The 26,603-nt window shown below is 67.8% G+C and carries 19 protein-coding genes; 10 read left to right on the top strand and 9 right to left on the bottom strand.

What is annotated here, in order from left to right; genetic code table 11:
• Nucleotides 1-18 precede the first annotated feature (18 nt).
• The 6 genes from glgB to AC07VS_RS10015 all read left to right on the top strand — a co-directional run bounded on the left by glgB (nucleotide 19) and on the right by AC07VS_RS10015 (nucleotide 11,427).
• Complete coding sequence (gene glgB, locus AC07VS_RS10040) at nucleotides 19-2,220, top strand: 1,4-alpha-glucan branching protein GlgB (protein WP_494750875.1); 2,202 nt, start codon at nucleotides 19-21, stop codon at nucleotides 2,218-2,220.
• Nucleotides 2,217-4,331, top strand: a complete 2,115-nt coding sequence (gene glgX / locus AC07VS_RS10035; protein WP_494750874.1) for a glycogen debranching protein GlgX — start codon at nucleotides 2,217-2,219, stop codon at nucleotides 4,329-4,331. Before glgB ends, glgX begins: the two co-directional genes overlap by 4 nt.
• Before the next feature lie 29 nt (nucleotides 4,332-4,360).
• Nucleotides 4,361-6,007 carry an alpha-D-glucose phosphate-specific phosphoglucomutase gene (locus AC07VS_RS10030; RefSeq protein WP_494655845.1) on the top strand — a complete coding sequence of 549 codons (1,647 nt, stop codon included), beginning with the start codon at nucleotides 4,361-4,363 and terminating at the stop codon, nucleotides 6,005-6,007.
• A 55-nt stretch (nucleotides 6,008-6,062) separates the two neighbouring features.
• Nucleotides 6,063-7,391: a glucose-1-phosphate adenylyltransferase gene (glgC, locus tag AC07VS_RS10025; protein ID WP_494750873.1), complete on the top strand. Its 1,329-nt coding sequence runs from the start codon at nucleotides 6,063-6,065 to the stop codon at nucleotides 7,389-7,391.
• Between the two features lie 39 nt (nucleotides 7,392-7,430).
• Complete coding sequence (gene glgA, locus AC07VS_RS10020; protein ID WP_494750872.1) at nucleotides 7,431-8,891, top strand: glycogen synthase GlgA; 1,461 nt, start codon at nucleotides 7,431-7,433, stop codon at nucleotides 8,889-8,891.
• A 73-nt stretch (nucleotides 8,892-8,964) separates the two neighbouring features.
• The gene (locus AC07VS_RS10015; protein WP_494655847.1) at nucleotides 8,965-11,427 is read left to right on the top strand and encodes a glycogen/starch/alpha-glucan phosphorylase; all 2,463 of its coding nucleotides are present in this window, start codon (nucleotides 8,965-8,967) and stop codon (nucleotides 11,425-11,427) included.
• On the opposite strand, the gene AC07VS_RS10010 is transcribed toward AC07VS_RS10015, so the two are convergent.
• From AC07VS_RS10010 to AC07VS_RS09975, 8 genes are all read right to left on the bottom strand, one after another.
• Nucleotides 11,428-12,750 carry a lytic murein transglycosylase gene (locus tag AC07VS_RS10010; RefSeq protein ID WP_494750871.1) on the bottom strand — a complete coding sequence of 441 codons (1,323 nt, stop codon included), beginning with the start codon at nucleotides 12,748-12,750 and terminating at the stop codon, nucleotides 11,428-11,430.
• A 37-nt stretch (nucleotides 12,751-12,787) separates the two neighbouring features.
• Nucleotides 12,788-14,890 carry an acyltransferase family protein gene (locus AC07VS_RS10005; RefSeq protein ID WP_494750870.1) on the bottom strand — a complete coding sequence of 701 codons (2,103 nt, stop codon included), beginning with the start codon at nucleotides 14,888-14,890 and terminating at the stop codon, nucleotides 12,788-12,790.
• Nucleotides 14,891-14,950: 60 nt separating this feature from the next.
• Nucleotides 14,951-15,658, bottom strand: coding sequence for an ABC transporter ATP-binding protein (locus AC07VS_RS10000; RefSeq protein WP_492348608.1), 708 nt, complete (start codon nucleotides 15,656-15,658; stop codon nucleotides 14,951-14,953).
• Complete coding sequence (locus tag AC07VS_RS09995; protein WP_494750869.1) at nucleotides 15,655-16,413, bottom strand: ABC transporter ATP-binding protein; 759 nt, start codon at nucleotides 16,411-16,413, stop codon at nucleotides 15,655-15,657. The genes AC07VS_RS10000 and AC07VS_RS09995 overlap by 4 nt, the downstream gene beginning before the upstream one ends.
• Nucleotides 16,410-17,291 (bottom strand): branched-chain amino acid ABC transporter permease, encoded by an 882-nt coding sequence (locus AC07VS_RS09990; protein ID WP_492348610.1) that lies wholly within the window; start codon nucleotides 17,289-17,291, stop codon nucleotides 16,410-16,412. Before AC07VS_RS09990 ends, AC07VS_RS09995 begins: the two co-directional genes overlap by 4 nt.
• Before the next feature lie 7 nt (nucleotides 17,292-17,298).
• On the bottom strand, nucleotides 17,299-18,174 hold the full coding sequence (locus AC07VS_RS09985; RefSeq protein ID WP_492348611.1) for a branched-chain amino acid ABC transporter permease: 876 nt from the start codon (nucleotides 18,172-18,174) through the stop codon (nucleotides 17,299-17,301).
• Nucleotides 18,175-18,277: 103 nt separating this feature from the next.
• Entirely contained in the window at nucleotides 18,278-19,501 is a 1,224-nt protein-coding gene (locus AC07VS_RS09980; protein ID WP_494750868.1) for an ABC transporter substrate-binding protein, read from the bottom strand.
• Between the two features lie 65 nt (nucleotides 19,502-19,566).
• Complete coding sequence (locus tag AC07VS_RS09975; RefSeq protein ID WP_494750867.1) at nucleotides 19,567-20,799, bottom strand: metal-dependent hydrolase family protein; 1,233 nt, start codon at nucleotides 20,797-20,799, stop codon at nucleotides 19,567-19,569.
• 212 nt (nucleotides 20,800-21,011) lie between these two features.
• Between AC07VS_RS09975 and AC07VS_RS09970 the strand changes: the two genes are divergently transcribed.
• Together AC07VS_RS09970 and AC07VS_RS09965 are read left to right on the top strand one after the other, a co-directional pair.
• The gene (locus tag AC07VS_RS09970; protein WP_494655850.1) at nucleotides 21,012-21,959 is read left to right on the top strand and encodes a LysR substrate-binding domain-containing protein; all 948 of its coding nucleotides are present in this window, start codon (nucleotides 21,012-21,014) and stop codon (nucleotides 21,957-21,959) included.
• Between the two features lie 87 nt (nucleotides 21,960-22,046).
• A complete protein-coding gene (locus AC07VS_RS09965) occupies nucleotides 22,047-22,685 on the top strand; it encodes a DNA-3-methyladenine glycosylase I (protein ID WP_494750866.1) in 639 nt (212 codons plus the stop codon).
• A gap of 70 nt (nucleotides 22,686-22,755) precedes the next feature.
• Here the strand turns inward: AC07VS_RS09965 and AC07VS_RS09960 are convergent, their stop codons facing one another.
• Nucleotides 22,756-23,136, bottom strand: coding sequence for a hypothetical protein (locus AC07VS_RS09960; RefSeq protein ID WP_492348616.1), 381 nt, complete (start codon nucleotides 23,134-23,136; stop codon nucleotides 22,756-22,758).
• Nucleotides 23,137-23,414: 278 nt separating this feature from the next.
• Here AC07VS_RS09960 and AC07VS_RS09955 point away from each other — a divergent pair, with 278 nt between their 5' ends.
• Nucleotides 23,415-24,263, top strand: coding sequence for a hypothetical protein (locus AC07VS_RS09955; protein ID WP_494750865.1), 849 nt, complete (start codon nucleotides 23,415-23,417; stop codon nucleotides 24,261-24,263).
• Nucleotides 24,260-26,590, top strand: a complete 2,331-nt coding sequence (locus AC07VS_RS09950) for an ATP-dependent DNA helicase (RefSeq protein WP_492348618.1) — start codon at nucleotides 24,260-24,262, stop codon at nucleotides 26,588-26,590. The genes AC07VS_RS09955 and AC07VS_RS09950 overlap by 4 nt, the downstream gene beginning before the upstream one ends.
• Nucleotides 26,591-26,603 lie beyond the last annotated feature (13 nt).

The raw sequence follows: 26,603 nt of genomic DNA, 5'->3' as shown, positions 1-26,603 counted from the left end.
CTGACGAGACAAGCCGACATGCTGAACCAAGAAGAACTGGCGCCACTGATGGAGGCCCGCCACCCCGACGCCTTCGGCGCGCTGGGCCTGCGCCAGCGCGGCGCCCACTGGTGGCTGCACACCCTGCAGCCGGGGGCCGAGGCCGTCACCCTGATGAACCACCCCGAAGGGCAGGCCATTCAGGCCCTGCAACGCCTGGGCGACAGCGCGGTCTGGGCCGCCGACCTGGGCCCCGCAGGCCCTGACAACCCGCCGCCCGACTACCGGCTGCAGGTACGCTGGCCCGGGCAGGGGGACGCCGCACCGGTCGAACAGCTGCTGGATGACCCCTACCGCTTTGGCCTGCTGCTGGGCGAACTCGATCTGTGGCTGCTGGCCGAGGGCCGCCACCTGCGCCCCTGGGAATGCCTGGGTGCCCACCCGGTCACGCTGGAGGGCGTGGCCGGCACACGCTTCACCGTGTGGGCGCCGAATGCGCGCTGTGTTTCGGTGGTGGGCGATTTCAACCACTGGGATGGCCGCCGCCACCCCATGCGCCTGCGCCGCGAAGCCGGCATCTGGGAGCTGTTCCTGCCCGCTGTCGGCCCCGGTGCGCTTTACAAGTTCGAGGTGTTGGGGGCCGACGGCAGTCGGCTGCAGAAGGCTGACCCGTTTGCCCTGCGGGCCGAGCTGCGCCCCGCCACCGCCAGCGTGGTGCAGGGCCTGCCCGCCCACCGGCCCATGGCCCCCGAGCGGGCCCGGGCCAACCAGTTCGACCAGCCCATCAGCATCTACGAGGTGCACCTGGGCTCGTGGCGCAAGAAAGACGGCTGGCGCTGGCTCAATTACCGCGAGCTGGCCGACACCCTGGTGCCCTACGCCCGCGACCTGGGCTTCACTCACCTGGAGCTGCTGCCGGTGAGCGAGCACCCTTTTGATGGCTCCTGGGGTTACCAGCCCATCGGGCTGTTCGCGCCCACCTCGCGCTTCGGCAGCCCCGAAGACTTTCAATACTTCGTCGATGCCGCCCACGCCGCCGGCCTGGGCGTGATCCTCGACTGGGTGCCGGCGCACTTCCCGTCGGATGCGCATGGCCTGGCCCGCTTCGACGGCACCCACCTGTACGAGTACGCCGATCCGCGCGAAGGCTTTCACCAGGACTGGAACACCCTGATCTACAACTTTGGTCGCCTGGAAGTGCGCAACTTTCTGGTGGGCAATGCGCTGTACTGGCTGGAGCGCTTCGGCATCGACGAGCTGCGCGTGGACGCGGTGGCCTCGATGCTGTACCGCGACTACAGCCGTCAGCCCGGCCAGTGGCTGCCCAACCGCCATGGCGGGCGGGAGAACCTCGAAGCCATCGAGTTCTTGCGCTGGATGAACCACACCGTGGGCGTGCAGCGCCCCGGCGCCATCACCCTGGCCGAAGAATCGACCGCCTTCCCCGGTGTCAGCCGCCCGCCCAGCGCCGATCTGCAAGGCGGCGGCCTGGGCTTTCACTACAAGTGGAACATGGGCTGGATGCACGACACCCTGCATTACCTGCAACACAACCCGGTACACCGCCGGCACCACCAGGGCCAGATCACCTTCAGCATGGTCTACGCCTTCGACGAAAACTTTGTGCTGCCCCTGTCACACGACGAGGTGGTGCACGGCAAGGGCTCGCTGCTGGCCAAGATGCCGGGCGACCGCTGGCAGCAACTGGCCAATCTGCGAGCCCTCTATGGCTACATGTGGACCCACCCGGGCAAGAAGCTGCTGTTCATGGGTTGCGAATTCGCCCAGGGCCACGAATGGCAGCACGAGCAAAGCCTGGACTGGAGCCTGCTGGAACAGCCCGGGCACGCCGGCATGCAGCGCCTGGTGCGCGACCTCAACCTGAGCTACCGCGCCCACCCCGAACTGCACGAACTCGACCATGATCCGGCGGGCTTCGAGTGGCTCTCGCACGACGACGCCAGCCAGTCGGTGATCGCCTACGTGCGCCGCTCGCGCAGTGGTGCCCCCGTGGTGGTGGTGTGCAACTTCACGCCGGTGCCACGCCCGGCTTACCGCATCGGTCTACCGCAGGCCGGGGCCTGGCGCGCGCTGATCAACACCGATCAAGGGGTGTACGGCGGCAGCGACCATCCGCTGCAGCCCGGCCCGGTCGAGGCCGTGCCCATGCACCAACGGGCCCAGTCGATCACCCTGAACCTGCCCCCGCTGGCCTGCATCGTGCTAGCGCCGAGCGCATGAACTTCGCGCCGCTGCCCCCCCACCTTGCCCCGGCAGAACTGGGCGCCAGCCTGGTGCCCGGTGGGGTGCACTTTGCCCTGACGGCCCCCGAGGCCAGCGCCGTCGAGTTGTGCCTGTACGACCCCGAGGGCCGGCACGAAACGGCCCGTCTGGCCCTGAGCCCCGACACCCGCGACGCCACCGGCGGCGTGTGGCACGCCCTGCTGCCCTGCAGCGCGCCAGAAGCCACCGGCCTGATCTATGGCTGGCGCGTGCACGGCCCCTGGGCACCCGAGCAAGGCCTGCGCTTCAACCCGGCCAAACTGCTGCTCGACCCCTGGGCGCGCGAGGTGCTGGGCCGCTACGACGGCAGTGCACTGCACCAGGGCGACGAGCGCGTGGAGGGCATGCCCACCGGCCGCCCTTGCCCGCTGGACAATGGCGCCACCGCGCTCAAGGCCCGCGTGGTGGCCGACCTGCCGCCGCTGCAGCAGCCGCGCCCCCAGATCGACCCGGCCCAACGTGTCCTCTACGAGTTGCATGTGAAGGGCTTCAGCGCCCTCAACCCGGCCTTGCCACCCGCCCTGCGTGGCACCTATGCGGGCCTGGCCCACCCGGCCAGCATCGCCCACCTGCAGGCCCTGGGCATCACCACCGTGAGCCTGATGCCGGTGGCCTTCAGGGCCGATGAGGCGCGCCTGCAGGCCCTGGGGCTGAGCAACCACTGGGGCTACAGCACGGTGGGCTGGAGCGCCCCCGAAACCCGCTACTGGAGCGGCCGCCCCGGCAGCAGCCCGCGCACCGAGTTCCGCGCCATGGTCGAAGCCCTGCACGCAGCGGGCCTGGAGGTGGTGCTGGACGTGGTCTACAACCACAGCGCCGAAACCGACGAACTCGGCCCCACGCTCTCGCTGCGCGGCATCGCCAACCGGCATTACTACCAACTCGACCCCGCCAATCCGGCCCGCTACGTCAACTGGACCGGCTGCGGCAACTGCCTGGACCTGAACCAGCCGCTGGCCCTGCGCCTGGTGATGGACAGCCTGCGCCGCTGGGTAGGCGAGTTCGGGGTTGACGGATTCCGCTTCGACCTGGCCCCGGTGCTGGCGCGCGAACCCATCGGGCAGCAAGGCCGCTTCAACCCGCAGGCCCCGCTGTTGTCCGCCATCGCCCAGGACCCGCTGTTGCGCCAACGCCTGATGATTGCCGAGCCCTGGGACATCGGCCCCGGCGGGTACCAGTTGGGCGGCTTCCCCAGCGGCTGGCTGGAGTGGAACGACCGCTTCCGCGATGAGATGCGCGCCCAGTGGCTGCTGCACACCGGCACGCGCGGCGCGCTGGCGCACCGGCTGGCCGGCTCCAGCGTCGAGTTCGGCCAGCGGCCGGCGCACAGCAGCGTCCACTTCATCACCGCGCACGACGGCTTCACCCTGCGCGACCTGGTCAGCTACCAGCACAAGCACAACCAGGCCAATGGCGAAGACAACCGCGACGGCCACAGCCACAACCTCAGCACCAACAACGGGGTGGAAGGCGACACCGATCAGCCCGAGGTACTGCAACGGCGCGCCTTGCAGCGTCGCAGCCTGCTGGCCCTGCTGGGCCTGTCGCTGGGCACCCCCATGCTGCTGGCCGGCGACGAACTGGGTCACAGCCAGCAGGGCAACAACAACGCCTACTGCCAAGACAACCCCATGTCGTGGATTGACTGGCAGCAGGCCGACACCAGCCTGTGCCGCTTTGTGCAGCAACTGCTGGCCTTGCGCCGTCAGTTGGGGCCGCTGCAAGCGGTCGGCTGGTGGCGCCACGATGGGCAGGGCCCCGGCCCCCAGGCCCGGTGGTTCAGCCCCGCGGGCCAGCCCCTGGGCGATGCCGACTGGGCCCAGCCCAGCGGCGCGAGCCTGATGCTTCTGCTGCAGCCGCCACGCGACCGTGCGCCGCGCGCCACAGCGGTCTTGATGCTGCTCAACCCCGGGCCGCAGGCGCTGGATTTCTGCCTGCCCGGCGCCGCGCCCTGGCGGCTCGCGCTCGATACTGAGACCGACCGCCTCAACGCCGCCGGCACCCCGGTGCCAAGTCCGTACTCGCTGGCCGCAGGCAGCCTCGCGCTGCTGCTGGCCGACCCATCTTGATGCCCACGTTTTCAGGAGACCCCGTCGCCATGCCCCCGTTGACCACCCAGCCCACCCAACCCTACCCAGGCCAGCGCCCCGGCACTTCGGGCCTGCGCAAGAAGGTCAGCGTGTTCCAACAAGCCCGCTACCTGGACAACTTCGTGCAGGCCCTGTTTGACGTGCTGCCCGATGCCAGCGGCCAGACCCTGGTCGTGGGCGGTGACGGACGCTTCCACAACCGGGTGGCGATCCAGACCATTCTGCGCATGGCGGCAGCCAAGGGCTACGCTCGTGTGCTGGTGGGGCAGGGCGGCATCCTGTCCACCCCGGCGGTCAGCGCCGTGATCCGCCACCACGGGGCCAGCGGCGGCATCGTGCTGTCGGCCAGCCACAACCCGGGCGGGCCCGACGGCGACTTCGGCATCAAGTACAACATCGGCAACGGCGGCCCGGCCCCCGAGAGCGTGACCGAAGCCATCTACCGCCGCAGCCTGGAAGTGAGCACCCTGCACAGCCTGGACAGCCCCGACCTGCCGCTGGACACCTTGGGCAGCCACACCCTGCACCACACCGTGGTCGAGGTGATCGACCCGGTGGCCACCTACGCCGACCTGATGCGAGAGCTGTTCGACTTCGACGCCATCCGGGCCCTGTTCGCCTCGGGCTTCAGGCTGCGCTACGACGCCATGAACGCCGTCGGCGGCCCCTACGCCCGGGCGCTGCTCGAAGGCGAGCTGGGCGCGCCTGCAGGCACGGTGGTCAATGCCGTTCCCCTGGAGGACTTTGGCGGCCTTCATCCCGACCCCAACCCGGTCAACGCCACCGACCTGGTGCAGCACATGGCCCAGCCCGATGCGCCCGACATGGGCGCGGCCTCGGACGGCGACGCTGACCGCAACATGATCCTGGGGCGGGACTTCGCGGTCTCGCCCTCGGACAGCCTGGCCGTGCTGGCCGCCCATGCCACCCGCGTGCCGGGCTATGCCCGCGGGCTGCAGGGCGTGGCACGCTCCATGCCCACCTCGACCGCCGTCGACCGGGTGGCGCGCCGCCTCGGCATCCCGTGCTTCGAGACCCCCACCGGCTGGAAATTTTTCGGCAACCTGCTGGACGCCGGTCGGGCCACCCTGTGTGGCGAAGAAAGCTATGGCACCGGCTCGGACCACGTGCGCGAAAAAGACGGCCTGTGGGCCGTGCTGTTCTGGCTCAACCTGATCGCTGCCACCGGCCAGACCGTGCCCGAGCTGGTTCAGGCCCTGTGGCGCACCGACGGCCGCTGCTTCTACTCGCGCCACGACTACGAGGGCATTGCCAGCGAGCGCGCCGACGCCCTGATGCAGGGCCTGCGCGAGCAGCTGCCCACCCTGCCGGGCCGCAGCGTGGCCGGCTTTGCCACGCCGCTGACCATCGCACTGGCCGACGACTTCGCCTACACCGACCCGGTCGACGGCAGCATCAGCCAGCGCCAGGGCGTGCGCATCGTGCTCAGCGATGGCTCGCGCCTGGTGTTCCGACTCTCGGGCACTGGCACCGAAGGGGCCACCCTGCGCCTGTACCTGGAGCGGCACGAGGCCGATCCGGCCCGCCACGGACTGGACGCCCAGCAGGCCCTGGCCCCTCTGATCGCCCTGGCCGAAGAACTGGCCCGGGTGCGCCACTTCACCGGCATGGAGCAGCCCACCGTGACCACCTGAAGGCCCTTGAAGCCGCCTGACCAAGACACACCGACAAAACAGCAAGGAGACCGAGATGAACGACACCCACAGCCAGCAGGCGGCCCTGATTGCCGACCGACTGCAACAACCCCACATGCTGGTGCGCCGCACGATTGCGCTGGTGCTGGCCGGCGGCCGTGGCTCACGCCTGAAGCAGCTGACCGACCGCCGTGCCAAGCCGGCGGTGTATTTCGGCGGCAAGTTCCGCATCATCGATTTCGCGCTGTCCAACTGCGTCAACTCGGGCATCCGCCGCATCGGGGTGATCACGCAGTACAAGTCGCACTCGCTGCTGCGCCACCTGCAGCGAGGCTGGAGCTTTCTGCGCGCCGAGCTCAACGAGATGGTCGATCTGCTGCCCGCCCAGCAGCGGGTGGATGAAGAGCACTGGTACCGCGGCACGGCCGACGCGATCTACCAGAACCTGGACATCATCCAGTCAAGCCGCCCCGAGTACGTGGTGGTGCTGGCTGGCGACCACGTCTACAAGATGGACTACTCGCTGATGCTCAAAGACCACGTGGACAGCGGCGCCGGCTGCACCGTGGGCTGCATCGAGGTGCCCCGCGCCGAGGCCAGTGCCTTTGGCGTGATGGCGGTGGATGCGCAACGGCGCATCACCGACTTCGTCGAGAAACCCGCCGACCCGCCCGCCATGCCCGGCAACGACCAGGTGTCGCTGGCCAGCATGGACATCTACGTGTTCAACGCCCAATACCTGTACGACCTGCTCGAGGAAGACCTGGCCAACCCTGAGTCCAGCCACGACTTCGGCAAGGACGTGATCCCGCGTGTGGTGCGTGAGGGCCGCGCCCAGGCGCACCCGTTCTCACTGTCGTGCGTGTCGACCTCGCCCGAGGCCCAGCCCTACTGGCGCGACGTGGGCACCATCGATGCGTTCTGGGAGGCCAACCTTGACCTGGCCTCGGTCACCCCCGAGCTCGACATCTACGACACCGACTGGCCCATCTGGACCAGCCAGCGCCAGCTGCCACCGGCCAAGTTCGTGCAGGACGCCGAGGGGCGCCATGGCCAGACCATCAACACCATGGTGTCGGGTGGCTGCATCGTGTCGGGCTCGCACGTCAGCAACTCGGTGCTGTTCTCCAGCGTGCGGGTGCATTCGTTCTGCGAGATCGACCAGGCGGTGCTGCTGCCCAACATCACCGTGGGCCGAGGCTGCCGCATCCGCAAGGCCGTGATCGACCGGGGCTGTGTGCTGCCCGAGGGGCTGGTGATCGGCGAAGATCCGGTGCTGGACGCGCAGCGCTTCGAGCGCACGGACAATGGCGTGGTGCTGGTCACCCGCACCATGCTGGCGCGTCTGGCGGCCGAGCCGGCGGCCACCGAGCCCAAGCCCTGAAACCCGAGAATGCCCCCGAACGCCCGGAAGGACCCCACCATGCGCATCCTGCAAGTCAGTGCCGAACTGTTCCCCCTGCTCAAGACCGGGGGCCTGGCCGACATTGCCGGGGCCCTGCCCTCGGCCCTGGTGGCGGCCGGCGTCGAACCCCGGGCCTTGCTGCCGGGCTTTCCGGCCATCCGAGCCGGCCTCAGCGATGACACGTTGGTGGGCCACTTCGATGCCCCCTGGGGCGAGCGGCTCCACCTGCGCCGCGGCACCCTGGCCGCCGTGCCCACCCCGGACGGGCCGCTGCAGGCCTATGTGCTGGACGCCCCCGGCCTGTTCGACCGCCCCGGCAACCCCTACGAAGACGCTGAGCGCCGGCCCTATGCCGACAACGCGCGCCGCTTCGGCGCCCTGGGCTGGGCTGCGGCCCACCTTGCACACGGCCTGGACCCGGCCTGGCGGCCCGAGCTGGTGCATGGCCACGATTGGCATGCCGGGCTCGCCGCCGCCTGCCTGCACACCTGGCCCGGCCGGCCGGTGCCCAGTGTGTACACCGTGCACAACCTGGCCTACCAGGGCGTGTTCGCGGCCCACCACCTGCAAGAGCTGGGCCTGCCGGCTCACTTCTTCAGGGTGGAAGGCCTGGAATTCCACGGCCAGATCTCGTTCATGAAAGCCGGTCTGCACTTTGCCGACCGCATCACCACCGTGAGCCCGAGCTACGCCCACGAGATCCAGCAGCCCGAGCAGGGCTGTGGGCTCGACGGCCTGCTGCGCCACCGGCGTGACGTGCTCAGCGGCATCCTCAATGCGGTCGACACCACTGTCTGGAACCCCGCCACCGATTCGCTGATCGCCCGGCGATACACAGCCGACCAGGCCGACGGCAAGGCCGCGTGCAAAGCGGCGCTGCAGCACGAGATGAAGCTCGACCCCCACCCCGGGGCACCGCTGTTCGGCGTGGTCAGCCGGCTGACCGAGCAAAAAGGCCTACACCTGGTGCTGGCCGGCGGCGACGACATCGTGGCCGCCGGTGGCCAGTTGCTGGTGCAGGGCACCGGCGACCCCGAGCTGCAACACGCCTTTGCCCTGCTGGCCCAGCGCCACCCCGGGCGCGTGGCGGTGCACCTGGGCTATGACGAGGCCCTGGCCCACCGGGTGTTTGCCGGCGCCGACGTGACCCTGGTGCCTTCGCGCTTCGAACCCTGCGGCCTGACCCAGCTGTACGGCCTGCAGTACGGCAGCCTGCCCCTGGTGCGGGCCGTGGGCGGCCTGGCCGACACGGTGGTGGATGCCGACCTGGCCACCCTGGACGACGGCAGCGCCAACGGCTTTGTGTTCCACGATTTCTCCGAGGCCGCCTACCGCCACGCCCTGCGCCGCGCCTTTGCGCTGTACCGGCAACCCAAGGCCTGGGCCAAGGTGCGCCAGGCAGGCATGCGTCGTGCTTGCGGCTGGGACGAGTCGGCCCGGCACTATGTGGCGCTGTACCAGTCCCTGCTGAAGCCCTGAACCGGGGCGTACCCCCTTGCTGCACACGGCGGCCCGACCCACCCACGCCCCTTTCTGATAGCGAAAGACAGCCATGACCCACACCCCGTCCGTCTTCGACTACGACGCGCCGCAGCACGATGCGGCCTCGCTCAAACGTGCCATCGCCAACAAGCTGATGTTCACCGTCGGCAAGGACCCGGCCACGGCCCGCCCGGTGGACTGGCTCAACGCTGCGGCCTACACGGTGCGCGACCTGCTGGTCGAGCGCTGGATGACCACCACCCGCGCCAAGGCGGCCCAGGACGTGAAGAACGTCTATTACCTGTCGATGGAGTTCCTGATCGGCCGCACCTTCAGCAATGCACTGATCGCGCTGGAGATCGAGCAGCCGCTGCGCACCGCCCTGGCCGAGCTGGGCCTGGACATCGAAGCCATGGCCGAACTCGAACCCGATGCCGCCCTGGGCAACGGCGGCCTGGGCCGGCTGGCCGCCTGCTTCCTCGATTCGATGGCCACGCTGGGCGTGCCCGGCTATGGCTACGGCATCCGCTACGACTACGGCATGTTCCGCCAGACCATCGTCGACGGGCGCCAGGTCGAGGTACCCGACTACTGGCTGAACAACCTCAATCCCTGGGAGTTTCCGCGCCCCGAGGTGGTCTACCGGGTGCAGTTCGGCGGCCACGTACTGCGCCATGGTGACCGCTGCGAATGGGTCGACACCCAGGACGTGCGTGCCATGGCCTACGACACCATCATTCCGGGCTTTGGCACCCAGGCCACCAACACGCTGCGGCTGTGGTCGGCCAAGGCCACCGAAGAAATCGACCTGGGCGCCTTCAACCGGGGCAATTACTTCGAGGCAGTGGAGCGCAAGAACCACTCCGAGAACGTGTCGCGCGTGCTCTACCCCGACGACTCCACCCCTTCGGGCCGCGAGCTGCGCCTGCACCAGGAGTACTTCTTCTGCAGCGCCAGCGTGCAAGACCTGCTGCGCCGCTACCTGGCGCGTCACGACACCTTCGACCAGCTCAAGGACAAGGTCAGCATCCACCTCAACGACACCCACCCGGTGCTGGCGGTGCCCGAGCTGATGCGCCTGCTGCTGGACGTGCACCACGTGCCGTTTGCCGACGCCTGGCGCATCTGCCAGGGGGTGTTCTCGTACACCAACCACACCCTGATGCACGAGGCCCTGGAGACCTGGCCGGTGGAGATGCTGGGCCGCGTCCTGCCACGCCACCTGCAGATCATCTTTGACATCAATGCCTACTTCCTGGGCCAGTTGGCGCAGCGCCACGGCGGCGACACCGACCTGATGCGGCGCGTGTCACTGATCGACGAAGGCGGCGAACGCCGCGTGCGCATGGCCTACCTGGCGGTGATGGCCAGCCACTCGGTCAATGGCGTGTCGGCCCTGCACTCCGAGCTGATGACGCAGTCGATCTTTGCCGACTTCGCCCGCCTGTGGCCGGAGCGCTTCAACAACAAGACCAATGGCATCACCCAGCGCCGGTGGCTGGCCCAGGCCAACCCGGCCCTGGCCAGCGTGCTGGACGGCGCCGTGGGCCCGGGCTGGCGGCGCGACCTGAACCTGCTGGGCCAGCTCAAAGACCGGCTGGACGACCCCATCCTGCTGCAGTCCTTCCGCAACGCGAAGCAGCACAACAAGCAGCGCTTTGCCACCTGGGTGCAGCAGCACATGGGCCTGGCCCTGCCGGCCGATGCACTGTACGACGTGCAGATCAAGCGCATTCACGAATACAAGCGCCAACTGCTCAACGTGTTGCACGTGGTCACGCGCTACCTGCGCATCATCGAGCAGCCCGGCTCCGTCAAAGTGCCTCGGGTGGTGGTGTTCGCGGGCAAGGCCGCCTCGGCCTACCACATGGCCAAGCTGATCATCCAGCTGATCAACGACGTGGCGCGCACCGTCAACAACGACCCGGCCGTGGGCGATCTGCTCAAGGTGGTGTTCGTGCCCAACTACAGCGTGAGCCTGGCCGAGCTGATCATCCCGGCGGCCGACCTGTCGGAGCAGATCTCCACCGCCGGCACCGAGGCCTCGGGCACGGGCAACATGAAGCTGTCGCTCAACGGCGCACTCACCATCGGCACGCTCGACGGCGCCAACGTGGAGATCCGCGAGGCGGTGGGTCCGGAGAACATCTTCATCTTCGGCAACACCACACCCGAGGTGGCCGCCCTGCGCAGCCAGGGCTACCAGCCGCGCCAGGTGCTGGCCGGCAAGTCCGAGCTGCAGCGGGTGCTGGAGGCCATCCGCGACGGCCGCTTCAGCCCCGAAGAGCCGCACCGCTACCAGGCCATCTACGACGTGCTGGTGAACTGGGGCGACCACTACATGCTGCTGGCCGACTACGCCTCGTACGTGGCCACGCAGGAGAAGGTCGACGCCCTGTACCAGAAACCCGAAGCCTGGAACCGCATGGCGCTGCGCAACGTGGCCGGCATGGGACCGTTCTCGTCGGACCGCACGATTGCCGAGTACGCCGAGAAAATCTGGCGGACAACTTCCGTCAAGCTGGCGGACTGATCAGGGCTGCAAGCTCTGCAGCAGCTCCAGCGTGGGGTAGCCGTCGGGCACCCGACCCGCGCTGCGCTGGTAGCGGCGCACGGCGTCGCGCGTGGCCGGCCCCATCAGGCCGTCGGGGGTGCCGCTGTCAAAGCCGCGCTCGTTGAGGGCGGTTTGCAGGGCGCGGGTCTGGCTGCGGCTGAGCGGCTGCAGATCGCGGGGCCAGGCGGCCTGCACCGCCGGGCCCCCATCGAGTTGCTGGGCCAGCAGGGCCACGCCCAAGGCGTAGCTGGTGGCGTTGTTGTAACGCAGGATCACCTTGAAGTTGGGCCCGATCAGAAAGGCCGGGCCACGCGCGCCTGCGGGCAGAAAGACCGCCGCCTGGGCCAACACGGGCAAGGGTGCGCCACCCGGGCCGCGCAGGCCCTCGGTGGCCCATTGATCGCTGCTCTGCTTGAACTCACCATCGGCTCGGGCCAGGTCGAAACCGGGCGGCAACACCACCTCGCCGCCCCAGGGCTGGCCAGCCAGCCAGCCCGAATGAGCCACAAAATTAGCGGTGGAGGCCATCACGTCGGCCATGCTGCCCCAGATGTCGCGGCGACCGTCACCGTCGGCATCAACGGCATAAGCCAGAAAAATCGAAGGCATGAACTGCGTCTGGCCCATGGCCCCGGCCCAGGAGCCGATCATGTGAGCACGGTCGATGTCGCCGTTTTGCAGGATCTTCAGCGCGGCCAGCAACTCACCCCGGGCCCAGGCCTCGCGCCGGCCCTCGTAGCCCAGCGTGGCCAGGGCATCGATCACCGAGGTGTTGCCGTAGTTGCGCCCGAAGTCGCTCTCCATGCCCCAGAAGCCCGCCAGGATGCTGGCCGGCACGCCGTAACGCGCTGCCGCCGCATCGGCCTCGGCCCGCACCTGCTGCAGCTTTTTCTGCCCATTGGTCACACGCTGCGGGGTGACGGCGCGGTCCAGGTAGTCCCACACCGGGCGGTTGAACTCGGGCTGGGCCCGGTCCAGTTCGATCAACTGGGGCAGAAACTGCACCTCGTCGAAGGCCGCATGCAGCGTGGCCTCGCTGATGCCGGCGCGCCGCGCCGAGGCCTTGAAGCCCTCCACCCAACGGGCAAAGCCCGCCTCGGGGTTGGCAGCGCCGGGACCCGGAGCAGGCGGAGCCGCCACCTGAGGCGCAGCCGAGTTGGCCGTGACCGGAGCGGCCGAGGTCGGCGCGGATTCGGGAGGGCGGCTGGCACAGGCGGCCAACAACAGGGTTGCGCCCAGGCTCAAAGCCCACAGGGGGCGAGACAGGGCAGGGCGTGGCGAGAGGCGATTGGCATGCAGCATCGGAGGATTGTCGCCCGCCTTCAACGCCCAGGCCCGCTCAAGGGGCAGGCGCCGCCTCGGGCAAGCTCAGGATCATCCGCTTGAAATCGGGGTACAGCACCCAGTTGCCATAGGCGCTGGGGTGGTCACCGTCGAAGAACAGGGGGCGACCGTCGCGCAGGCTGCTGCAAACCTCGCCTGGGCACAGCACAGGCAGCGGGTCCCAAATGCTGAGGCCTGGCACCTGCTGGCTCAAGCGCTGCATGCCCGCCAGCACGGGTGCGCGCAGATCCAACAGGGTGCTGCGCGGCTGCTGGTTGTCGCCCACGCAGATCGGGTTGTGCCGGTTGAACGCATCGGCGCAGCGGAAGGTGGGCGCCTGGAAGATCGGCTTGGGAGCCTCGAAGATCAGGCGCAGGCCGCGCTGGGCCAGCGGGGTCAACCAGGAGCGCGCCTCGGCGAGCGCCTCGGCCCGCTCCTGCTCCGCACCCTGGTTGTAAATCGCGGCTCGCATGTCCGGGATGTGGAAGCTGGCCCATTGGTCCCCATACCGCGGCATGCGCAGGCTGGGCATGAACACCAGATCGCCCGGCCGGCTTTCATCGGCGATCCGACCCACCGCTGTCTGCATGAAGCGCAGGCAGCCTGGATCCAGGTAGCGCGTCTGCAAAAGTTTTAGGTTCAGAAAAGAGCAACCCGGATAAGTGTAAAGAACCACGTTCATGCCGGTGTCGGCACTGAGCTGCTCCAACATGGGCAGGTAGGCCGTGGCATGGGAGTCACCGATCACACTCAGGAACTGGTGCCGCCCCGGGGTTGTGCACGACTGGACCTGATAGCGATATTCCACACCACCCAACCATGGCACAGATTGCAGACTCACCTGACATTTGCGCTGGGCCGGGTCCACGTAAGGCATCTGGCCGCCGGCATACCAGTCGACCGCATGGCGCGCCACGGTGCTCAGACTGATGTCATTGCGATGGAGGAACAAGGCCTGGCTGGCTTGGTAGCCCAGCAAGGGAAACACTGCGAAGATCAGGATGCGCACCGCACTGGGCAACGCCTCAAGCCGGCGGTGGTGCCGCAAGGGCAGCTCCAAGCAATGGTACGAAACCAGCGCCAGCAGCAACGTCAGCAAGCCCCCTGCTGCCAGGGAAAGCGCACTGTCCAGCCCGACCGTCCAACGCAGCAGCACACAGACCGGCCAATGCCAAAGGTAAATCGAATACGAGCGCTTGCCCAGCCAGACCGGCACGGCACTGCCCAAGGTGCGATCGCTGAGGCGGCCCTGCGCCGTGGCGCCGGCCTGGATGACCAGGATGGCACCCAGGACCGCCAAGCCGTTCCAGACCCAGGACTCAGGGCCGGGTCGGGCCCCCACCAGCGCAGCAGCCAGGCCCGCCAGACCCAGCCAGGGCAGACTGGCACTCATCAAAGCCCCGGGTGTGGTGCGCGCCGGCTGCGGCGGCCAGACCTGATGCGCAAAGCGCAGCAGCATGCCCAACCCCAGCTCCCAGAAACGACAGGCGATGAAATAGAACGCCACATCGGGCTGGCGGCTGCTTTGTCGCACAAAGTAGGCCAGCGAGGCCAGGCACAGGATGCTGGCAACACCCAAGGCCAGCGCGCGCGCGCGGGCCCCATGTTGCCCCCAGCGCATGAAGGCATAGATCAGCAGCGGCGCCAGCAGGTAGAACTGCTCTTCGACGCCCAAAGACCAGGTGTGGGTGTAGGGGTTGAATTCGGCCCGCGGGGCAAAGTAGGTGTCAGCGTTGCTCTGCATCACCCAGTTGCTCAGGCCGAGGTAGGCATACAAACCCGTGCTCTCGCTGAACCCACTGAGCCAGGACTGCGGCACCAGCAAGGAGGCGGCCAGCGAGGTGGCCAGCAGCACCCCGCACAACGCCGGCAAGATGCGGGCGAAGCGCTTGGCATAGAACTCACCGATCAGGCGCCAGAACCCCAACCCGCGCTGGCCCAGCAACGAGCCGGTCACCACATAGCCCGAGATCGCAAAGAACACATCCACGCCCAGAAAGCCGCCCGGCAGGGCGCTGGCGTGCAGGTGGAACACCAGCACCGCCAGCACCGCAATGGCCCGCAGGCCGTCGATGTCTGGGCGGTAGGAGACGCTGGGTCGAAGAGAGGGTTCTGACATGGGCGAGGCATTCACTTTCAACAAACTTGAAAGTGTACCGAGCCCCATGTCAGGCCCCTCTCAATGGCTCCCCAGGTACAGCTGCGCCATGCGCTCATCGCCCAGCAGCTCATGGGCCGGGCCGGCCAGCACGCAGCGGCCCTGGTCCAGGATGTAGCCCTGCTGGCTGATCTGCAGCGCCTGGCGGGCGCGCTGCTCGACCATCAGCACGGCCACGCCGGCCGCAGGCAGCGCCTTCACCATGTCGAAGACCTTGCCCACCAGCGAGGGCGCGAGGGCGGCCGTGGGCTCATCCAGCACCATGATGCGCGGCGAGGGCATCAGGGCGCGTGCGAAAGCCAGTTGCTGGCGCTCGCCGCCGGACAGGTTGCTGGCAGGTTGGCCCAGGCGTTCGACCAGGGCCGGGAAATCGGCCAGCACCTCGTCCATGCGGCGCTTGAGGTCGGGCACACCACGCACCACCTGCAGGTTCTCGCGCACGGTGAGCGAGGCGAACACATTGGCCACCTGGGGCACGTAGGCCAGCCCCGCATCAAAGCGGTCTTCGGCGCCCAGCCGCGTGATGGAGCGCCCGTCCAGCACGATCTCGCCCTGCACACGTGGCAGCAAGCCCAGCAAGGCCTTCACCAGGGTCGACTTGCCAGCGCCATTGGTGCCGGCGATGGTGACGATCTGACCCGGCGCCACATTCAGATCGATGCCCTGAATGATGTCCACCTCGGAATAGCCGCCGCGCAACGCACGGATCTCAAGCAAAGAGCCACTCATACCACGCCTCCCATGTAGGCTTCCTGGACGCGGGGATCATCGAGCACGGTGTGCGGATCGCCCTCAGCCAGGATGCGGCCTCGGTCCATCACGATCATGCGCTGCGACAGCGCCTTGAGCGCCTGCAGGTGGTGTTCAATGACGATGAAGGCAATGCCTCGGGCATGGAGTTCGCGCACACGCTCGCAGATCTCCTCGATCAGCACCGGGTTGACGCCGGCAAAGGGTTCGTCAAGCAGGATGCAGCGTGGATCGAGCATCAGCACGCGGCCCAACTCGACCAGCTTTTTCTGCCCCCCGGACAAGCCCCCCGCCAGCTTGTCGCGCACCCGACTGAGGTTGAGGAACTGCAGGACGCCGTCGGCCTTGGCCACCAGTTGCTCCTCGTGCTCGCGCAGGCTGCGGGTGCGCACAAAGGCATTGAGCAGGCGCTCGCCCTGGGGGTTGGCGGCCGCGGCCAGCAGGTTCTGGTGCACGCTCAGGCTCTTGAACTCGCGCGGCACCTGAAAGGTCCGCACCAGGCCCAGACGGGCACGCCGGTAGGGCGGCAGGCGGGTGATATCGTGGCCATCAAAGCGGATGTGCCCGGCGTCCGCCGGCTGCTGGCCCGCGATGGCCGCGAACAGCGTGCTCTTGCCCGCCCCATTGGTGCCGGCAATGCCCAGGATCTCGCGCTCGGCCAGTTGCAGGGACACGCCATCGACGGCCTTGAAGCCCCCGAACTGCCGGGTCACGTTGTCGACGCTCAGCATCATTGGCTTTTTCCTCCGCCCCACAAGCCATGGGGGCGATACAAGGTGATCAGGATCAGCGCCAGCCCCACAGCGGCCAGGCGCAGGCTGGCCATGCCCACTTCGGACACGCCGGGCACCCAGTCCTTGGCAAAGCGCGAGCCTTCAAGAAACACCATCAGCAACAGCGAACCGAAGAGGGCGCCGCGCACCGAACCTGCCCCGCCCATGATCAGGCCCATCCACACATAGAAGGTGATCAGCGGAATGAACTGCTCGGGCGTGATGAAGGTGATGAAGTGCGCATAGAACGCCCCCGCCAAGCCCGCCAGCGACGCCCCCAGCATGAACACCTGCACCTTGAAGCGCGCCGGGTCCTTGCCCAGGGCCGACAAGGCGGCCTCGTCATCGCCGATGGCCTTGAGCAAGCGCCCGAAGGGGCTGCCGGTAAGGCGCACCGTGCCCCAGGCCACCACGGCCACCGCGGTCAGCAGGACAGCGAAGATCGCGGCGTCCGACGCAGGGCCCCAACTGGCGAACAACTTGGGCAGACCGGGCAGGCCTTGCACCCCCTGGGTCAGCCAGCTTTCCTGCTGAAGGGTGATGCGCACGGCCTCGGAAAAGCCCAGCGTCACGATGGCCAGGTAATCGTCGCGCAAACGCAGCGACAACAGGCCGATGGGCAGCGCCAGCAGGCCAGCCAGCAAGGCTGCGGCCGCAAAGCTCAGCGGCAGGGGCACGCCCTGCAGCGACAGCAGGCCCGAGGTGTAGGCGCCGACGGCAAAAAAGGCCACGACGCCAAAGTTGACCAGGCCGGTCAGGCCGAACTGCAGGTTCAACCCCAAGGCCAGCAAGCCATAAATGAGGGCCACGATGCCGATGGCCAGAAGATAAGCGGTCATGGCGTCCTCACCTCACCAGCTGCACCCGGCCCATCAAGCCGGCCGGCCGCAGCAACAACACACCGGCCAGCACGGCAAAGGCCAGCACCAGCTTGTACGACGGGCCCAGCAAGGGGACGGCCAGCTCCTGCACCACCCCCAGCAGCAAGGCCCCCAAAACGGCACCCACCGGACTGCCGATGCCCCCCAGCACCATGGCGGCAAAGGCGGGGATCAGGCTTTCCCAGCCCATGTCGGGGGTGACCACGGCTTTCATGCCCAGCAGCACGCCCCCCACCGCGGACAGCGCCCCCACCAGCAACCACAGGCTGATCATCAAGCCCCCGGCCCGGATGCCGCTGGCCCGGGCCAGATCGGCACTGTCGGCCACGGCGCGCAACTGGCGACCGAAACTGGTGCGGTAGATCAGCACGAACACCAGCGCGAGACAGGCCACCGCCAGCGCAGCGATCACCAGGTCGGTGGGCAGCAGGCGCACGCCACCGAAGTTCCAGGCCCGCACCAGGGGCAGGTCGAAGGTGCGCTGGTCGTGACCGGCAAAGAACGAGATCAGGCTGCGCAGCAAAAAGCCCAGCCCGATGGCCGCCAACATCGAGGCCACCATGGGGCGCCCAGCCAGTTGGCGGAAGATCAGCCGGTAAGCGGTGGCCGACACCGCGGCGGTGATCACCGCCCCCAGCAGGGCAGCCGCCCACAGCGGCCAGCCCAGCAGCCACTGCACGGCCACGGCGGCATAGGCACCGGTGGTGAGCAGGTCGCCGCTGGCCGCATTCGGAAAGCGGTTGACCCCCATCACCAGGGTCATGGCCAGGGCGGGCAAGGCCACCACCAGGCCTTCGATCAAGCCATTGATCAAGAGGTTTGCGAATTCGATCCAGGTCATCAAGTCATCTCATGGGTCATGCCCGTTGGGCCCCTCACCGGGGTGGGGCCACATGCCCTGCGGGCCGGCACCGGGTCAGGCGCCCGGCCGGCCCGCCGGCCCGTCACGCAGCGCTGATGGACACCACGTCGCGACGCACCAATTGGCCTTTTTCGATCACATACACACCGAAATCGGGGGTGGCGTCGCCGAACTTGTCGAAGTCGAGTTTGCTGGAGGCGCCTTCGTAGTTCACCTTACCCTTCTTGGCCAGCAAGGCCTTGCCTTCGGCAAAGTTGCCCACGGCCGTGCCGGGGGTGTTGCTCACATCCCGGATGCGGGCATTGATCTGCTCGATGCTGGCGCCAGGGCCGGCGGCCTCCATGGCCAGGGCCAGGCTGATCACCATGTCGTAAGCCATGGCGGCGTAGATGTTGGTCGAGGCGGGCTTGCCGCTGGCCTTCTGGAACAGGGCGTCGAAATGGGCATAGGCCGGGCTCTTCTCGTTCGAGACCGTGTCCACGGAGATGATGCCTTCGCACACCTCGGCGCCCAGGGCCTTCACCAGATCGGGGTTGGCAGCCCAGCCGGGGATGACCCATTTGTTGTCGGCACCGGCCTGGAACCATTCGCGCAGCAGGATGGTGGTGTCGGGCAGGTACGAGCCGGTCACGATCACATCGGGCTTGGCCGCCAGGATCTTCTGCAGTTCACTGCGGTAGCTGGGGCGGTTGGGCTCGTAGGTGACATGCGCCACCACCTGGCCGCCGCGCTGCTTCCAGACTTTGGTGAAGCCCTCGGTATTGCCCAGGCCCGAGGCGTTGTTGAAGGCCATCGTCGCCGGGCGCTTGAAACCGCGCTTGGCGCAGATCTCTGCAAAGGCAGCGCCGAAGCGGTCATTGGTGGCCTGAAAGCGCCACACCAGATCTTTGGTGTCAAGGTTGGAGATGGCCGGTGCACCCGAGACATTCATCTCGATCAGACCCGCCGCCTCGGTCAAGGGCATCACCGCCAAGGTCACACCCGAGGCCCAGGTTCCCAGCACCGCCTGCACCTTGTTCACCTCGATCAGCTTCTTGGCAGCGAGCACCGCGGCATCGGGCTTGGTCTGGGTGTCTTCGGTGAACAGTTCGAGCTTGCGGCCGCCAGCCCCCCCGGCGGCATTGACCTCGTCCACCGCCAGGCGAATGGCCTGCTGCATGCCCGGGCCATAGGGGCTGCCCGCCCCGGTGATGGGCGTGAGCGAGCCGATGCGGAACGCCTCGCCCTGCTGGGCAAAGCTGAGGCGGGGCAGGCACGAGAGCGCGGCGGCCAGACCGGTGAGCTGGACAAGTTGACGACGTTGCATGAGGGTTCTCCAAGAAGGGAAGAGGGGGGCTGGAAATGCGGAAGCCTTGGGAGACTAGGAATGGGTCAGAGGGTGTTCTTGTGCATCTGCCCATCCTTGACGATGACGCGGATGCGTTCACCCTGGTTCAGCAGGCAGCTGATGTCGGTCAGGGGGTTGCCGTCCACCAGCAGCAGGTCGGCGATGGCCCCGACCGTGACCTCGCCCAATTGGCCGGTCTGGCCCAGGATCTCGGCCCCGATCAGGGTGGCCTGCTGCAGCACCGGGCCATTGCCCAGGATGTCGGCGCGCAGGCGCAGCTCGTCGGATTGCAGCGGGTGGGTCTCGCCCAGCAGATCGCTGCCCAGGCCCATCTTCACGCCGGCCCGCGCCAGGATCTCGATGGCCTGTCGGCCCTGGCCACGCACCGATTCGATCTTGGCGATCGAGGCCGCCGGCAGCCCGTAGCGCTCGCCCTCATTGGCCAGGCCTTCGTAGGTGATCAGGGTGGGCACCATGTAGGCGCCCTGTTCAGCCATCAGCTCGGCGGTGGGTGCGTCCACCAGGTTGCCATGCTCGATGGTGCGCACGCCGCAGCGCACGGCGCGGGCGATCGCGCGCGGGGTGTAGGCGTGGGCCATCACGTAGGTGTTGGCGTTGCCGGCTTCTTCAACGATGGCGCGCAGCTCGGCTTCGGAGTAGCCCAGGTTGCCGATCGGGTCATTGGGCGAGGCCACGCCGCCCGAGGCCATCACCTTGATCTGACTGGCCCCCTTGAGAATCTCTTCACGCACGGCCAGCCGGCAGGCGTCGACGCCATCCACCACGCGCCCGATGTTGCCCAGCTTGTAGGCACACGAGCAGGCGTCCAGATCGTCGTTGCGCGGCCTGAAGTCGGCGTGGCCCCCGGTCTGCGACAGCGCCTTGCCCGAGGTGAACAGGCGCGGACCCGGCACCAGTCCGGTGCGCACAGCTTCAGCCAGCGACCAGTCGGCCCCCCCGGCATCGCGCACCGAGGTGAAGCCACGCTCAAGCATGGCCTTCATGATGGGCAGGGCGCGCAGCATCACGAACACGTTGGGCTGGCGGGCCACCCCGCCCAAATTGAACGACGAGGCCACCGTGTGCACATGGCAGTCGATCAGGCCAGGCATCAGCGTCATGCCCTGGGCGTCAAGCGTGGTGCAGCCTGCGGGCACGCTCAGCTCGGTGCCCACGGCGGCGATGCGCCCGTCCGAGACCAGCACCGAGAGGCCGCTGCGCAGCGTGAGGGCATGCACATCCAGAACATGGCTGTTGACGATCAGCAAGTGGGTCATGGGCGTTCAAAAATCAGTTGGACACAGCAAATTACTCATGGCTTCGGGTTCAATGCCCGGGCCTGGCACTCCGGCAATCAAACGGTTAGACCAGGGCTTTCCCTCTGAAAATGTCCGTTGATGGCTTGAATATGTTGCATTTATCGGGCCAATCGCGCCTGGCTGCAATGCCTAAAATCTCACCACACCATGACTTCTACTCATAGGCCGCCATGCGACGACTGTGCCCCACCATCTCGGAACTGAACGCCTTCCATGCCGCCGCCAAGCACCAGGCCTTCACCATGGCGGCCAAAGACCTGTGCGTGACCCAAAGCGCCATCAGCCGCCACATTGCCTCGCTGGAGGACTACCTGGGCCAGAAACTGTTCATGCGCAAAAGCGCCGGCCTGGAACTGACCGAGGCTGGGGCCACCTACCTCAACGCCACCCGCCCAGCCATGGCCGCACTTGAATCGGCCACGGCGCAGCTGATGTCTTACGGCGGCAATGGCGGAGCCCTGAACCTGTCGGTGCCCCCCACGTTTGCGGCGCAATGGCTGTTCCCACGCCTGGGCCACTTCAAGCGCACCCTGCCGCAGGTCACGCTGAACTTTGTGCGCTACCAGCATGCCCATGACTTTGCGGTGCCCTACGAATTCGATGCTGCGATCCAGTTCGGCTATGGCAACTGGCCCAGCGCCAACGCACGCTACCTGATCGGCCAGGAAACCAGCCTGGTGTGCAGCCCGCAACTGCGTGACAGCCTGGCGCTGCGCTGCCCGCAAGACCTGCAGCGTGCCACCTTGCTGCAGCACATCGAGGTGCCGCTGGCCTGGCACGACTGGCTGCAGGCACACCAGTGCGACACCACGGGCAGCCGCTTCGGGCCGGGCTTCAACCTGTACTCGCTGATCATCCGCGCTGCGGTGTCGGGCTTTGGCGTGGCCATCGTGCCCACCTGCCTGGTCGAAGACGAGTTGCAGGCGGGCAGCCTGGTCGAGCCCCTGGGCGACCGCTACCAAAGCCCTCTGGGCTACTACCTGTGTGCCCCCAGCGCACGCGCCAACCTGTCGGCCTACAAATTGGTCAGCGCCTGGCTGGAGCACTGCTGCAACCACGCCGAGCCCGCCGCCGCCCCGCAACGTGACTGCATCTTCTGCAAGACGGCCCAGGACTGAGCCCGGCGCACAGGGGGGTGCCCAAGCCGGCTTCCTGCTTTTATACTGTGATTATTTACAGCCACCCCAACCATCACAGTCTTCGCCATGCCCGACCTCAGCCCCCCCCCTGCCGGCCTGTTCAAGGACGATCACCAGACCCTGCGCTGTGTGTGGTGCCGCGCCACCCCTGAATACCAGCGCTACCACGACGCCGAGTGGGGCTTTCCGGTGCACGACGACACCCGGCTGTTCGAAAAGATCTGCCTGGAGGGCTTTCAGGCCGGCCTGAGCTGGCTGACCATCCTGAACAAGCGCGAGGGCTTCCGCCAGGCGTTCGAAGGCTTTGACATCGACCGCGTGGCGGCCCTGGGCGAAGCCGACATCGCCCGACTGCTGCTCAACCCGGGCATCGTTCGGCATCGCGGCAAGATCGCCTCCACGCTCAACAACGCACGCCGTGCCCAGGCGCTGCGCGACGAGTTCGGCAGCCTGGCGACCTACTTCTGGCGCTTCGAGCCTCCGGCCGGCAGCCGCCCCGATGCCATCACCTCGCTGAGCCTGCAGGGCCTGACCACCTCGGCCGAATCAGTGGCCCTGTCCAAAGACCTCAAAAAGCGGGGCTGGAGTTTTGTCGGCCCCACCACGATGTATGCCTTCATGCAGGCCATGGGCCTGGTCAATGACCACCTGGAAGGCTGCCACGCACGCCCCCTGGCCCTGGCCCGACGCGCCGCCCTGAACTGAGGCCGCACAGACGAAAAAAAGGCTGACCAACAGGCCAGCCTTTTTTGCGGGGTGACAAGCGGGACCGGGCTCAGCGCAGCACCGGGAACACCTTGGATTTGGAGTCGACCGACACGGCCGAATCCTTGGCGGCCTTGACGGCTTCCACGTCCACCTCGGCCCGGTCGCGGCTGTTGGGCAAGGCCGGGGCCACCTTGGACTTGGAATCCACCGACACGGCCGAATCGCGGGCCGCCTTGATGGCTTCGGCTTCGACCTCGGCACGGGTGCGGGTGCTGTTCATCACAGGCGCGACCTTGGACTTGGAGTCGACCGACACGGCCGAATCTTTGGCGGCCTTGACCGCTTCGGCTTCGACTTCGGCGCGGCTGCGCACATCGGCCTGGGCCGACACGCTGGCCACGGCGGCCAGGGCTGCAAACAAGAGGGCGGTGAGTTGAGTGGGCTTCATGGTGTCAGGTTCTCGCGGTCAGTGGCGTTGGAAGATCAAACCGGGCCGGCCTTGGGCCTGACCCCGAATGACGCGACTGTAGACAAGCAATCACCACAACAAAACCGCTAGATATTCAAATAAGAATTTCAATTTCGACAACAATCCTGCCATCAAGATGTCATGGAGACCCGAGGGAACCCCACCCGCCAACCGGGCCCCCACAAGCGACCATGGTCGGCGCGTCATACTGTATATAAAATCAGCCATCGCCCGCCGCACCGCTGACGCCGCACCCCATGACGGAACTGACCCTGACCCGCTTTCACCGCACCCGCCTGATGCAGATCTGGCGCTCGGCCGGCTGGCCGAGCAAGGACGGCCTGGAGATCGACCTGCTGGCCGCGGGCCTGGTGGCGATGCAGACCACCCCTGAGGGCCACGAATGCCTGCGCCTGACCGAGGCCGGCATCCAGACCTTGGCGCAGGCGCGCCAGCGCAGCCTGCGGGCCCTGAGTGCCCACGACCGGCTGGCGCAACGCTTTGCCGAGCACCTGATGGCCACGGGCCGCATCGTGTGGCGCGAACTCTCGTTGCGCGCCGCCATCGACCCGCCAGGACAGACCCCGGAGGTTGACCCACCGATGCCGCCAGCCGGGCCCGACACGGACACCCACACCGCCCCCGCAGAACCCACGCTCTGGCCCGACGAAGCCCCGCCTGCGCCGGCCTCCGCGCCCCACGTGTGGCGCATGGCCCGACCCGACCTGTTTTCGGTACGCAACACCTCGGTCGAGGCCTACCTGCAACCCATGGTGCATGAGATCAAGTTCAGCCGCGCCGATCTGCTGTCCGACCTGCGCCACAGCGCCAAACGCCAGGCTTATCAGTGGCTGAGCGAGGCCTGCTACTACGTGTTTCCGGCCGGGGTGGCACGGCCCAATGAGATCCCTGAACACCTGGGGATCTGGGTGCTGCATGGCAACCTGGCCGATGGCCAGTTCGAGATGCTGCGTGCGGCCCGCCACACGCGCTGCACGCTGCCTTTTCCGGTCTGGCTGGCCCTGTCCAAGGCCACCCCGCTGCGCCGTGAAGGCGACGAACTGCAAACCCGCCTGGGCGAAGACCCGAACCAGGAGCTGGTGTGAGCGACGCAGCCCCGGCACCGCCCCAGGCGGAGGCTGCCGTGGTCTACACCGTGGCCGTTCGCGAACTGTGCGAGTTCACCGTCAAGCAAGGCGACCTTGACCTGCGCTTCACCCCCGCCCCCAGCGCGCAGGAGGGCATGGCCGGCCACACCCTGGTGGCGCGCCGGCGTGGCCCGGGTTACCAGGCCGAGCTCCCCCTCAGCGGCTTGTACCAGGGCCTGCTGCGAGTGCGTGGCCGCGCCGATGGTTTCGATGCCGAGCAGGGCCGGCTCGACGAAGTCAAAACCCACAAGGGTTCGCTGGAGCGGCAAAACCCCGCCCAGCGCCAGTTGCACTGGGCCCAGGCCCTGGTCTACGGCGGGCTGCTGTGCCAACAACACGGCCTGGACCGGCTGACGCTGGCCCTGGTCTACCTGGACGTGGGCACCGAGCAGGAGACCGTGTTCACCCGGCACTGCAGCGCCGCTGAGTTGCAAGCCCATTTCGAGGCCCAGTGCGCGCGCTTTCTGGCCTGGGCCCAGGCCGAGCAGGCCCACCGCCAAACGCGCGACACGGCCCTGCAAGCACTGGGCTTCCCGCACCCCGACTTCCGAACCGGCCAGCGGCCTCTGGCCGAGGCGGTGTACAAGGCCGCACGCAGCGGGCGCTGCCTGCTGGCCCAGGCGCCCACGGGCATCGGCAAGACCGTGGGCACGCTGTTCCCGCTGCTCAAAGCCACACCCGAACAGCAGATCGACAAGGTGTTTTTCCTGTGCGCCAAGACCTCGGGCCGCCCACTCGCCCTGGCGGCGCTGCAACGCCTGGGCCGCGCCCCGGGCTGGCCGCTGCGGGTGCTGGAGCTGGTGGCCCGTGACAAGGCCTGCGAACACCCCGAGCAGGCCTGCCATGGCGAGTCCTGCCCGCTGGCCCGCGGCTTCTACGACCGCCTGCCCGCGGCCCGCAGCGCAGCGCTCGACAACACCGCAACGCTTGACCAGGCCACGCTGCGCAGCGTGGCCTTGCAGCACCAGGTCTGCCCCTACTACCTGGGCCAGGAGCTGGCTCGCTGGGCCGATGTGGTGGTGGGCGACTACCACCACTACTTCGACGCAGGCGGCCTGCTGCACGGCCTGATGCAGGCCAACCACTGGCGCGTGGCCCTGCTGGTGGACGAGGCCCACAACCTGCTGGAGCGGGCCCGCAGCATGTACAGCGTGACGCTGCGCCCCGAACACCTGAGCCGGGCACGCCAAAGCCCCACCGCCCAGCAGTCGGTGCCGGTGCGCCAGGCCCTGGCCCGGGTCGGCCGGGCCTGGGTGGCCCACGACAAGGCACACGACAACGCGCAAGGCCCGCATTACCAGGTACACGACCACTTCCCACCCAAGCTGCTGGCCGCCCTGCAACAAGCCCTCAGCACCCTGGCCGAGCATCAGACCGAACACCCCAGCGACAACGACCCGGCCCTGCTCGACTTTCAATTCGAAGCCCTGCAACTGGGCCGCCTGCTGGAGCAGTTCGGCCCGCATTCGATGGTGGACACAAGCCCCGGCCCGGCGGCCAGCCCCGTGCCCGGGCAATCGGTGCTGTGCCTGCGCAACCTGGTGCCGGCGCACTTTCTGCGCGCGCGTTTTGCCAGTGCCCGCACCGCCACGCTGTTCTCGGCCACGCTGCAACCCATGCACTACCACGCCGACCTGCTGGGCCTGCCCGACAACACCGCCTGCATCGAGGTCGAGTCACCGTTCCAGGCCGCCCAGTTGCAGGTGCACACGGCCCTGAACCTGTCCACCCGCTTCCAGCACCGCGTGGCCTCGCTCGACCCCCTGGTGGATCGCATGGCCGCGCAGTACCAGGCCCGGCCCGGCAATTACCTGGCCTTTTTCAGCAGCCACGATTACCTGCAGCAGGCCGCAGCCCGCCTGGCCCAACGTCACCCCCAACTGCCTTGCTGGAGCCAATCAAGGGGCATGAGCGAAGCCGAGCAGCAGGGCTTTCTGGCTCGCTTCCAGGACGAGGGTCAGGGCATCGGCTTCGCCGTGCTGGGCGGGGCCTTTGCCGAAGGCATCGATCTGCCGGGCCGGCGGCTGATCGGTGCCTTTGTGGCCACCCTGGGCCTGCCGCAACTCAACCCCGTCAACGAAGAAATCCGCCGCCGGCTGCAGGCCCAGTTTCATGCCGGCTACGACTACACCTACCTCTACCCCGGTCTCCAGAAAGTGGTGCAGGCCGCCGGACGGGTGATCCGCGGGCCCGACGACCAAGGCGTGATCCACCTGCTGGACGACCGCTTTGCCCGGCCCGAGGTGCGCCGCCTGCTGCCCGGCTGGTGGGGCCTGAAGAACTGAGCCTGCCGGAGGG

Source organism: Curvibacter sp. GW821-FHT01G03 (assembly GCF_059422285.1).
The sequence above is the reverse complement of the archived record's forward strand: the minus strand, read 5'-3'. Positions and strand labels throughout refer to the sequence as shown.

Coding starts and splice junctions, on each gene's coding strand:
- glgB (WP_494750875.1), top strand. CDS start 19: ATGCTGAACCAAGAAGAACTGGCGCCACTGATGGAGGCCCGCCACCCC.
- glgX (WP_494750874.1), top strand. CDS start 2,217: ATGAACTTCGCGCCGCTGCCCCCCCACCTTGCCCCGGCAGAACTGGGC.
- AC07VS_RS10030 (WP_494655845.1), top strand. CDS start 4,361: ATGCCCCCGTTGACCACCCAGCCCACCCAACCCTACCCAGGCCAGCGC.
- glgC (WP_494750873.1), top strand. CDS start 6,063: ATGAACGACACCCACAGCCAGCAGGCGGCCCTGATTGCCGACCGACTG.
- glgA (WP_494750872.1), top strand. CDS start 7,431: ATGCGCATCCTGCAAGTCAGTGCCGAACTGTTCCCCCTGCTCAAGACC.
- AC07VS_RS10015 (WP_494655847.1), top strand. CDS start 8,965: ATGACCCACACCCCGTCCGTCTTCGACTACGACGCGCCGCAGCACGAT.
- AC07VS_RS10010 (WP_494750871.1), bottom strand. CDS start 12,750: ATGCTGCATGCCAATCGCCTCTCGCCACGCCCTGCCCTGTCTCGCCCC.
- AC07VS_RS10005 (WP_494750870.1), bottom strand. CDS start 14,890: ATGTCAGAACCCTCTCTTCGACCCAGCGTCTCCTACCGCCCAGACATC.
- AC07VS_RS10000 (WP_492348608.1), bottom strand. CDS start 15,658: ATGAGTGGCTCTTTGCTTGAGATCCGTGCGTTGCGCGGCGGCTATTCC.
- AC07VS_RS09995 (WP_494750869.1), bottom strand. CDS start 16,413: ATGATGCTGAGCGTCGACAACGTGACCCGGCAGTTCGGGGGCTTCAAG.
- AC07VS_RS09990 (WP_492348610.1), bottom strand. CDS start 17,291: ATGACCGCTTATCTTCTGGCCATCGGCATCGTGGCCCTCATTTATGGC.
- AC07VS_RS09985 (WP_492348611.1), bottom strand. CDS start 18,174: ATGACCTGGATCGAATTCGCAAACCTCTTGATCAATGGCTTGATCGAA.
- AC07VS_RS09980 (WP_494750868.1), bottom strand. CDS start 19,501: ATGCAACGTCGTCAACTTGTCCAGCTCACCGGTCTGGCCGCCGCGCTC.
- AC07VS_RS09975 (WP_494750867.1), bottom strand. CDS start 20,799: ATGACCCACTTGCTGATCGTCAACAGCCATGTTCTGGATGTGCATGCC.
- AC07VS_RS09970 (WP_494655850.1), top strand. CDS start 21,012: ATGCGACGACTGTGCCCCACCATCTCGGAACTGAACGCCTTCCATGCC.
- AC07VS_RS09965 (WP_494750866.1), top strand. CDS start 22,047: ATGCCCGACCTCAGCCCCCCCCCTGCCGGCCTGTTCAAGGACGATCAC.
- AC07VS_RS09960 (WP_492348616.1), bottom strand. CDS start 23,136: ATGAAGCCCACTCAACTCACCGCCCTCTTGTTTGCAGCCCTGGCCGCC.
- AC07VS_RS09955 (WP_494750865.1), top strand. CDS start 23,415: ATGACGGAACTGACCCTGACCCGCTTTCACCGCACCCGCCTGATGCAG.